Origin of the sequence: Microcoleus sp. PH2017_12_PCY_D_A, from assembly GCF_020738565.1 — a bacterium.
Classification (GTDB): Bacteria; Cyanobacteriota; Cyanobacteriia; order Cyanobacteriales; family Microcoleaceae; genus Microcoleus.
The window spans coordinates 17,952-27,885 of sequence record NZ_JAEQCI010000125.1; the positions used below are offsets into that span (position 1 = coordinate 17,952).

Below are 9,934 nucleotides of genomic sequence, written 5' to 3' on the forward strand. Positions count from 1 at the left end.
TTTTGCGGACTGAAGTCCTCACTACAAACGCTTCTTTTTGCGGACTGAAGTCCTCACTACAAACGCTTCTTTTTGCGGACTGAAGTCCTCACTACAAACCTTTGGGAGTGAGGAATACAAGTCTTTCTTTTTGCGGACTGAAGTCCTCACTACAAACCTTTTTTATTGTTTGTTAGTTTTAAATTGCCTCAACAGGTGCAGGTTCCCAAACCTCGCCGTATTTTTCCTTCAACTCGTGCCAATTCTCCACTTGTCCAGGTTCGTATTCCCCCGGTTTTCCCCACTGCAAAAACGCGCTCAAAGCAGCATCATTTTGTTCGTCTAAAAAACGGATTGCATAAGTTGTAAAATTGCCTCTTTTCGCCTCGCCAGTCTCAAATTTTACCTGTTTGATTTTGTCCATATTCAAGTGAAACTCAAATATTTCGGCGTGCATATTTGCATATTTTCCCTTGGGCAACTCTGCATAAAACAGCTTGTGAATTGAACCGCGCACTTCCAGCACAGCGGCGCTGCTAGTCACGATCAAACGCAGCGTCCCCAATTTTTCGCAAGCTTCTAAGAATTCTTTGAGGTTAGGCATAATTTGGGAATGGGTAATTGGTAATTGGGCAAGCAGGGCATTGGGCATTGGCCAAACAGGTCATTGGGCATTGGCTCCCCAAAATCAGAACAAATGCCTGACAAATAACCAATAACTAATGACTACTGTCAACTGTCAACTGTCAACTGTCAACTGTCAACTGACTATTTTTCATGTAGTTCGTAAGCTGCAACAATCCGCTGTACTAGCGGGTGTCTCACCACATCTGACTGATTGAATTCACAGAAGGCAATGCCTTCAACGTTACCCAGAATTTTTTGAGCAACTGACAAGCCCGACTGTTGGTTTGGTGGCAAATCGGTTTGAGTGATATCGCCCGTCACTACCATTTTCGATCGAAAGCCCAGACGAGTCAAAACCATTTTCATCTGAGCAGGTGTTGTATTTTGAGCTTCGTCTAAAATTACGAAAGCATTGCTGAGAGTGCGCCCTCGCATATAAGCTAAAGGAGCTACTTCGATCAATCCTCTTTCCATTAAATCGGCCATTTTTTCGGGGTCGATTATTTCTTGGAGGGCGTCGTAAAGCGGGCGCAAATATGGATCGACTTTTTGCTGCAAATCTCCTGGCAAAAATCCTAACTTTTCGCCTGCTTCTACGGCTGGCCTGGTTAAAATCAGCCGTTCGTACTGCTTGCTTAATAGCGCTTGCACTGCGAAAATAGCTGCTAGAAATGTTTTGCCAGTACCAGCGGGGCCGATGCAAAATGTTAAGTCGTGGGTGCGTACTGCTTGGACGTACTGGCGCTGCTTGAAGGTTTTGGCTCGAATTTCTTCGCCGCGGCGCGTTTTGGCGAGTACGTCTCGCTGCAAGTCTTGCAAATCATCTTGGCGGTTAGTATCCAATGCGTAGCGCGCTGTTTGGATTTCTACTCCGGTGATGGTTTTGCCGGATTTCCAATAGTCGGAGAGCGATCGCACTAATTTATGACACAATTCTACTTGAGCTTTTGTGCCGGAAATCAGCAGTTCTTGACCTCGCATTACCAGGTTAGCGCCGGTTTGCTTAGAGATAATTTTCAAGTTTTCTTCTTGATTGCCGGCTAGCGACATGGCGCTTTGATTGCTCGGTAACTCGATTGTTAGTTTTTCAGTCATGCCAGCATGAGCTCCTCCAAGTAAGCAATTAAAAGTTAACAATTAGCCCTGTTTTGCGAACAAAAAGACGCCCGGTACTAGCTTTTACCTAGTATCTCAGGCGTCTTTTCTGTTTAAATCGCAAATGAGTTTGGTGCTTGAGGCACAAATCAAATCTCCTTTCTATGAAGTCAGGCAACTTTAGATTTTAGATTTTAGATTTTAGATTTTAGATTTTAGATTTACCCGCTCCTGCTGACATTTTAGATTTAAAATTTTACATTTTTGTCCGATCGCAAAACTGGCAATCTCAAATCAAACAGGGTTTGTCACACAAAGTCTACAACAGGCAATCTAAAATCTAAAATTGTCTCTCACTCAGCAGAACAGTTAATAGCCGGGAGTATTTCTGCTCGTTCTAAACGTAGGTGTGTTTGTACGGCGAGGTTGTTCTCTCGGAGTTCTGCTAGGTAAGGGAGTCGGCGGCGGAGGCCCAGTCCGGGGTCGGAAGTCTCCCCCATCGCGCCTACCGCGATCCGGACGATCGCGATCCGAACGATCGCGATCGCCCCTAGGCGGCCCGGAATTGCGATCGCCCGCTTCGCCATCGTATATATCTAAGTACAGCGACTGACCCGCCGTTTGCGCTACCGCTTCGAGGGTAGTTCTTATTGCCTGAATATTGCGTCCGCCCCTACCGTAAACCCGCCCTTTATCGGGATCTTCAAAAGCGAGCCGAACCCAGACCCGGGATTGGCGGGGGTGGAGTTCGCAATCAACTCGCAAAGACCCGGGCGATTCTAAAAAAGGCCCAATTAAAAACTTAACCAGTCCAGCATAGTTGGGACTAGCTGACTGTTGCTGTGCTGGATTCAACGTTGGCTCCGGCTCCGACTTGTTCAAATACATTCGCTTTTCTCAGGATGTCACGCACGGTGTCAGTTGGCTGAGCGCCATCTTGCAGGCGCTTGACAATCGCTGGAACATCCAGCCTGGTTTCATTATTTCTGGGGTTGTAGAAGCCGAGTTCTTCTAGGGGACGGCCGTCACGGCGGGTAGTGCTGTTCATCGCTACAATCCGGTAGCTGGTCTCGCGTTTTTTCCCGTATCTCTTCAATCGCAGTTTGATCATCTTCTTGCAGAATAGTCCTCGATCAATTGTGACATACTCCACGCGCGAAATCTCACATTATGCTGTGGGCAATTGGGCATCGGCCAAACAGGGCATCGGCCAAACAGGGCATCGGCCAAACAGGGCATCGGCCAAACAGGGCATCGGGCAAACAGGGCATCGGGCATTAGAACCAATAACCAATAACAACCAACCAATAACAACCAACCAATGACTAATGACCAATGACTAATGACTTCTTCCCTTAACCTCCGAGCAATATCTCGCTGCGATTTGCTGCCCCCAAAGCCGGTCTAGCGCCGTCAATGTGCGGTGTAATTGCTAGGGGTAACGTCGGTGCAGTGCCCCACTGCTGTACCAATTTTTGCAGAAATATATCTTGCTGGGCTCTCAAGGAGTCCCAATCGGTGCCGCGATTGATAATTGCAAACCAAACTAAACCCCGATCGCGCGTGGGTATGGCTCCAGCCAAAGCAATCACCGTGTCCAAGGTACCGGTTTTCACCACAGCCGATGGCGGAATGTGTCGGTGTTCCAGAGTTCCTTTATCGCGCCCGGACACCGGAAACAAGTCAGCAACAGTCAGCCCCGTAGTCTGAAGGTTGCGCGCGATCGCCTGCATCATCCCGCAAGCCGCCCTCGGAGACATCCGATTGGACACTCCCAATCCCGAACCGTTAATTAATTGAAGTTCCTCCGCCGGCACCCCCGCCGCCCAAGTCGCTTGCTGCTGGACTATTTTGTGCCCGCCCAAATTGTTGGCCAGTATCTGAGCGATTTCATTGTCGCTGTGGACGTTCATCTGCTTGAGAATTTCGGCTAAAGGGAGCGATCGGCGCTTCAGCAGCAAATGTCCCTCCCGGGCAAATTTTTCAGCGATCGTGCTGCCGGCGATCGTTACTTGCGGCTTTTTGGTTCCCGGAGCCATCTTAGAATACATTGACAGCACGTCCCGCGGCCAACTACGGCTATCAAGTGCCTGCCGCAAACCCTCCCCCGCAGCCAAGGGATCTGACTGGTAATTCATGGGAAAATTGCCAGTTATGACCAAATTGCCGGCCACGCGATCGATACCCATTTGATTGAGAGCATTGCCCACGGCGATCGCCTCTTCCCACACAAACAGCGGATCGCCCCCGCCGCTGACCACCAAATCCCCCTGCAACACCCCATTCCTAATCGGCCCCGTACCCCGGAACCGCGTTTCAAACTGATGCTCGGTGCCCCAAGTTTCCAGCGACGCCAGAGAAGTTGCAATCTTAGTCAGCGAAGCCCCAGGCATCAGTACCTTTCCCTGCTGACTTACCAGCGATACCATTCCCGCTTGCACCCAAACTCCCTGATTGCCTTCTATCAGATGTTTTGCCTTCAAATCTTTTAAATATTCCTCCACCGCGGCAGCAGCGGGCAAGTCTGGATTTGCCGGATCTACTCTCCCAAAAGCCAGCTCTTCGGCCACCACTAACCCGGGTATCCCTCCCCGCCAAGCCAGTAGCGACAAGGCGTTGGGCGCGGCACTGCGTACCCCAGCCATGTCCAGCCATAGAGACACGATCCCTGAGCTAAATAAATCCAGCATTTTTTACTCCTAAAGTCAATCGATTTTAGATTTTAGATTTTAGATTTTAGATTTAGTCCACAGATGAATCTGGGAGATTGAACCTTATACCAAATCCTGGTTTGAGACCCTCTTTATTTCTTTAGCCCGCGCACCATCCGGGCTTTGTTTTTATAGACGCGGTTTCAACCGCGCCCGTCCAATCGGGGATATCTTACCCGGATTTGGTATTAGTCTAAAATTTAGGGCTCTCCACCACTTAAGTCCAGGGCTTGTATCCGTTTTTGGGCCCAGTCATGTAAACTATTCCATTGAGTTTTTCAATTTGCCGTCAAAAATAGTAAAGTGGGGACAAACTCTATCAGAGTAGTCCGAAATAGCGATCGTTCGATCGAGCGCGAGCAGATTTCAGTTATTTATTCAGACGAATGGATTCAGACTCCAGATCCGCAAGAAACGGGTACAACGCCCCGACGCCATTCGTGGATGCTCCCAAAATTTTAGACGGTAGTTCAATCTCCCAGATTTAAGGCTGTAACTCAATCGAAAATCTCCAATGCTCCAATACGAAAATCGACTGACTTCCTGGTAGAATTTTTAGTGTTTCTCAAACATTGGTCAATGGGATCGACACGCGCAAGAATTGCAATAGACGCTATGGGTGGGGATCACGCCCCCGCCGAAGTTGTAGCTGGAGCGCTTAAGGCACAAGAAGAATTAGGCGTAGAGATTTTGCTGGTGGGCGACCCGCAGCAAATAGAAGACTCGCTACGTCTTCAAGACGCGATCGGCCGCGTCTCTACAGGTCAGCTAGAAATCGTTCCTTCAGAAGGAACGGTGGAAATGCACGAAGAACCTCTAAGTGCCCTCAAACGCAAGCCCAAAGCTTCGATTAATGTAGCCATGAACTTGGTGAAGCAGCAGCAGGCTGATGCTGTGGTGTCCGCCGGTCACTCCGGTGCGGCCATGGCGGCTGCCCTACTGAGGTTGGGGCGGCTACCTGGAATCGATCGCCCTGCGATCGGTGCGGTTTTGCCGACAATGGTACCGGGTACCTCTGTACTCATTCTCGATGTCGGCGCTAATGTGGACTGCCGCCCCAAATTTTTGGAGCAGTTCGCTCTGATGGGAACTATTTACAGCCAGTGCGTGCTGGGCGTCGCCGAACCAAAAATCGGCCTGCTCAACATTGGCGAAGAACCTTCTAAAGGCAACGACGCTGCGGTACGCACCCATCAGTTATTGGTGGACAATCCGAACATTCCTTTTGTGGGCAATGCCGAAGGCCGCGACGTGCTGTCGGGGAATTTCGACGTGATTGTCTGCGACGGGTTTGTCGGCAACGTGTTGTTGAAGTTTGCCGAAGCGGTGGGCGAAGTCGTGGTGCAAGTGCTCAAGGAAGAATTGGCGGCCGGACTTAAAAATCAAATTAGTGCTCCCCTCCTGCAAGAAAGCCTCAAGGGGTTCAAGCAGCGGGTAGACCACGTTGAACACGGCGGCGGTTTGCTGTTGGGTGTTGCTGGAGTTTGCATTATCAGCCACGGTTCGTCTCAAGCTGCCTCGATTTTTAATGCCATTCGTTTGGCCAAAGAGGCTATTGACAACCAAGTGCTGGATCGAATTAGATCGTCCAATCGCGAAAGCGCTGTGGAACAAGAAGCTGTCAACAGTTGACAGTTGACAGTTGACAGCAAACAGGTTGACAGTTGACTGCTTGAGGGCGACCTCTTCCGGTCAGTCCGAGGATTGGAGTAATGAATAGTCTTCTTTTAATTTCTCCCGCTAGGGGCTCCGGCTTTAAACCAATTCTTTCTAGTAAGTAGGAATTAAAAATTAAAAATGTCAAATTAAAAATGTCAGCTTAAACCAACTGTTTTGCTTAAATAAAAGCAATTCCAGCAGTTTTAAAAAGAAGTTTAATTGGTAATTTTTAATTTTTAATTTCTCGATCGATGGCTCACAAATGGAGAGGAATGTTGCAGCAATCAGGGTTCGGCATTGCCGTCACGGGTAGCGGCTCTTGTACACCGCAGGTTTCGCTAGATAATAACGGTTTGAGTCAGATTGTAGACACGTCTGACGAGTGGATTGGCGCGCGAACGGGCATTCGATCGCGCAGGCTGGCGGACGATCGCACTTCTTTGTGCGATTTGGCATTTTCGGCATCCCGAAAGGCGATCGAAATGGCAGAAATTTCGCCGACAGATATCGATTTGATTATTTTGGCCACATCAAGCCCTGACGATTTGTTCGGCACTGCCGGCAAAATTCAATATCAGTTGGGCGCGACAAAAGCTGTGGCTTTCGATTTGACAGCAGCTTGTTCGGGATTTGTGTTTGGTTTAGTTACAGCCTCGCAGTTCATTCGGACAGGTGTTTATCAAAATATTTTGCTGATCGGAGCAGATATTTTATCTCGCTGGGTGAATTGGTCGGATCGGGGTACTTGCATTTTATTTGGAGACGGTGCAGGTGCGGTGGTATTGCAAGCCTCAGAGGTCGATCGATTTTTGGGATTTGAAATTCGCAGCGACGGCACGCAAAATTCGTCTCTCAATTTAGCCTACAAAGCCGAGTCAAAATCATTAATTGAAGGCGTGAATATCGGACAAGGTGGATTTGAGCCGATCGCCATGAACGGTCAAGAAATCTATCGCTTTGCCGTCAAAAAAGTGCCGGAAGTCATAGAAAAAGCAATGTTTCGGGCCAATATCAGCGCCGAAAAAATTGACTGGCTGCTGCTGCATCAAGCCAATCAGCGGATTCTCGATGCAGTTGCTCAAAGGCTCAAGATTCCCCCGGAAAAAGTAATCAGCAATTTAGCAAATTACGGCAATACCTCAGCAGCTTCAATTCCCCTTGCCTTAGACGAATCCGTGCGTCTGGGTAAAGTTAAATCGGGTGACACTATTGCTGCGGCTGGCTTCGGTGCAGGTTTGAGTTGGGGGGCGGCGATTTTTCAATGGGGAAGGTAATACGATTTTAGATTTTAGATTTTAGATTTTAGATTGGGGAATCACTGATGAACTAGGGATTGGAAGCGCAGGCTAGCAGTTTCATGATTTTAGAGAACTGGTACAATATTTGGCTATAAACTTGCCCTGTTGACATCGGGCGTGCGACCATTAAAAAAGAAAAATCTTTTAACACGCCATACACAGGTCATAGCATAGGGAAAAGCGCGCACAAAGCCGTGAATCCTTCGACAGGAATTCTGGACAAGAGTGTGCTGCAATTGAAAATCCTCTATTTTTCGATGGACTTTCCCCGCGTCGAAGGTTGAAAATTTTGCTACGGCGATCTGAATTAAAGTAGCAAAAAAAATATAAAACTCGCAAAAAGCGCAGTTATTATGCTAGAATTGTGAGTCGCGAGTAGATAGTTCGTGAACCGAAAGATAGCGGATACCAGCCAGCGAACTCAGAAGCGGAAAACAAAGAATTTTTGCAATCACTTTCTTAGCAACCACCAATTAGCAGATTACCGGAAAAATGACTAAAACAGCATGGGTATTTCCCGGACAAGGTTCCCAGGCGATCGGGATGGGTGCAGACTTATTAAACTTGCCAACAGCCAAAGTTAAATTTGAGCTGGCCAAAGAAATTTTAGGCTGGTCTGTCCCTGAAGTTTGCCAAAAAGAAGAAGCAAAACTATCTCGGACTCTTTACACTCAGCCTTGTTTGTTTGTAGTAGAAAGCATTTTGGCAGACTTAATGCGAGAAAAGAGCGATCGACCCGCAGTAGTGGCCGGTCACAGTTTAGGAGAATACGTTGCCCTGTACGCAGCAGGAGTCTTTGACTTTGAAACGGGATTGCGCTTGGTAAAACGCCGCGCCGAACTGATGGAGACTGCCTCGGGCGGGCAAATGGTGGCTTTGATCGGCTTCGACAGGCAGGAATTAGAACTGCAAATTCAATACAGCCGAGATGTGGTGCTCGCCAACGACAACAGCGAAGCACAAGTAGTGATTTCTGGTACGCCAGCAGCAGTAGAAGATTTGCTGGCAAAAATTAAAGTCAAACGCGCGGTTAAATTGAATGTTTCCGGTGCGTTTCACTCTCCCCTGATGGCCGGGGTGGCGGCAGAGTTTCAACTAGCCCTAAAGGCTGCAAGGTTTTCCGATGCTAAAATGCTCGTACTCTCGAACTCAGAACCGACAGCGACTACTAGCGCAGCTACTTTAAAACAGCGGTTGAATTATCAAATGACTAAAGGCGTGCGCTGGCGCGAAATCTCCCTGCAATTGCCGCAACAAGGAATCGATCGAGTAGTGGAAATTGGCCCCGGCAAAGTTCTCACAGGTTTGATCAAGCGGACTTGTCCCGATTTAGCCCTGGTGAATGTTAGCAGTTTTGCAGATTTGCCCGCTTAATCTATTGTTAACCTGTGCCTGTTGTGCAAATTGGAGATAGACGATCGAGAAAGCTGGAAAATCTCGATCGAGAATGTACGGGACTTACCCATCAAAACCAAAGAAACCGGGTTTTTTACCGAGATTAAAAGTTGAGATGCAGTATTTTTGTAAAAAAACCCGGTTTCTAGCTACTCGTGCGTCCAAGACTAATCAGGACAAGCGCAGATATCGATCGCCCTTGAGGTCGATCGGCAAATCCTGATTTAGACTAGGAATAAAAATCCAGCTAATCCGGTACTGATATGAAAAAAGCTATTTACTGGCTGATGGGCGAAAAAGCCGGCAGAACCATAGTAGGCGCGTGATAGGCTAAAATTCAGTGTAATTTAAAATCTCAGGTTTTCCGTGAGCAAAAGTCGCGAACCAGTCGAAAGTTTACTTCTCTACTATTTATTCAAGTGGTCAATTGTCAGCCCCATGCTGCACCTTTACTTTCGGGGGCGCATCTACGGTGCAGAAAATGTGCCAGCAGAAGGCCCATTTGTGGTAGTCAGCAATCACGCCAGCGATTTTGACCCGCCGATTTTATCTAGTTCCATGAGGCGGCCGGTGGCCTTTATGGCAAAGGAAGAGTTATTTAAAGTTCCTATTTTGAAGCAGGCAATTACGCTTTACGGCGCTTATCCAGTCAAGCGGGAAAGTGCCGATCGCAGTGCAATTCGATCGGCTATCCAGTCTTTGGAAAATGGATGGGCTACGGGTGTATTTTTGCAGGGAACTCGGACGCCAGACGGTAGAATTACTGACCCGAAATTGGGTGCGGCGCTGATAGCTGCTAAGGCAAAAGCACCGCTGTTACCTGTTAGTTTGTGGGGAACTGACGCGATCGCCTCGAAAGGTTCGATAGTGCCGCGTCCGGTGCCGCTGACAGTGCGAATCGGCAAACTAATTGAGGCGCCCGCTTCGTCGGATCGCGCGGCATTGGAAGCGCTGACTCAAAGATGTGCAACTGAGATTAATGGGATGCACGATTTGGGCCGCTGATGCAGCAGGTTCGATCGTTCGGACTTCAGTCCTTCTTTTCTGAGGAATGAGAATTAAATAACTTACAACCCACATTCCGCAGATGTGGGTCGGTTTTTTTATCAGTTGTGAAAACTTGGAATCCAAACGCTTTTGGGCTGAAATTATGCAGTATTAGCGTCACAG

At 48.2% G+C, this 9,934-nt stretch carries 9 protein-coding genes; 4 read left to right on the plus strand and 5 right to left on the minus strand.

What is annotated here, in order from left to right; genetic code table 11:
- Positions 1-178 precede the first annotated feature (178 nt).
- The 5 genes from JGK39_RS27875 to JGK39_RS27895 form a co-directional block, all read right to left on the minus strand.
- Positions 179-631: a ChuX/HutX family heme-like substrate-binding protein gene (locus JGK39_RS27875; RefSeq protein ID WP_293252826.1), complete on the minus strand. Its 453-nt coding sequence runs from the start codon at positions 629-631 to the stop codon at positions 179-181.
- 116 nt (positions 632-747) lie between these two features.
- Positions 748-1,701, minus strand: coding sequence for a PhoH family protein (locus tag JGK39_RS27880; protein WP_293252823.1), 954 nt, complete (start codon positions 1,699-1,701; stop codon positions 748-750).
- Between the two features lie 369 nt (positions 1,702-2,070).
- Positions 2,071-2,556 (minus strand): KH domain-containing protein, encoded by a 486-nt coding sequence (locus tag JGK39_RS27885; RefSeq protein ID WP_293252820.1) that lies wholly within the window; start codon positions 2,554-2,556, stop codon positions 2,071-2,073.
- A complete protein-coding gene (gene rpsP, locus JGK39_RS27890; protein ID WP_293252817.1) occupies positions 2,528-2,812 on the minus strand; it encodes a 30S ribosomal protein S16 in 285 nt (94 codons plus the stop codon). Before rpsP ends, JGK39_RS27885 begins: the two co-directional genes overlap by 29 nt.
- Before the next feature lie 244 nt (positions 2,813-3,056).
- Positions 3,057-4,391, minus strand: coding sequence for a D-alanyl-D-alanine carboxypeptidase (locus tag JGK39_RS27895; protein ID WP_293252814.1), 1,335 nt, complete (start codon positions 4,389-4,391; stop codon positions 3,057-3,059).
- 600 nt (positions 4,392-4,991) lie between these two features.
- Between JGK39_RS27895 and plsX the strand changes: the two genes are divergently transcribed.
- The 4 genes from plsX to JGK39_RS27915 all read left to right on the plus strand — a co-directional run bounded on the left by plsX (position 4,992) and on the right by JGK39_RS27915 (position 9,769).
- The gene (gene plsX / locus JGK39_RS27900) at positions 4,992-6,044 is read left to right on the plus strand and encodes a phosphate acyltransferase PlsX (RefSeq protein ID WP_293252812.1); all 1,053 of its coding nucleotides are present in this window, start codon (positions 4,992-4,994) and stop codon (positions 6,042-6,044) included.
- Between the two features lie 299 nt (positions 6,045-6,343).
- On the plus strand, positions 6,344-7,345 hold the full coding sequence (locus JGK39_RS27905) for a beta-ketoacyl-ACP synthase III (protein WP_293252807.1): 1,002 nt from the start codon (positions 6,344-6,346) through the stop codon (positions 7,343-7,345).
- Between the two features lie 516 nt (positions 7,346-7,861).
- The gene (fabD, locus tag JGK39_RS27910) at positions 7,862-8,743 is read left to right on the plus strand and encodes an ACP S-malonyltransferase (protein ID WP_293252804.1); all 882 of its coding nucleotides are present in this window, start codon (positions 7,862-7,864) and stop codon (positions 8,741-8,743) included.
- 387 nt (positions 8,744-9,130) lie between these two features.
- Positions 9,131-9,769, plus strand: coding sequence for a lysophospholipid acyltransferase family protein (locus JGK39_RS27915; protein WP_293252801.1), 639 nt, complete (start codon positions 9,131-9,133; stop codon positions 9,767-9,769).
- The last annotated feature ends 165 nt before the right edge of the window (positions 9,770-9,934 follow it).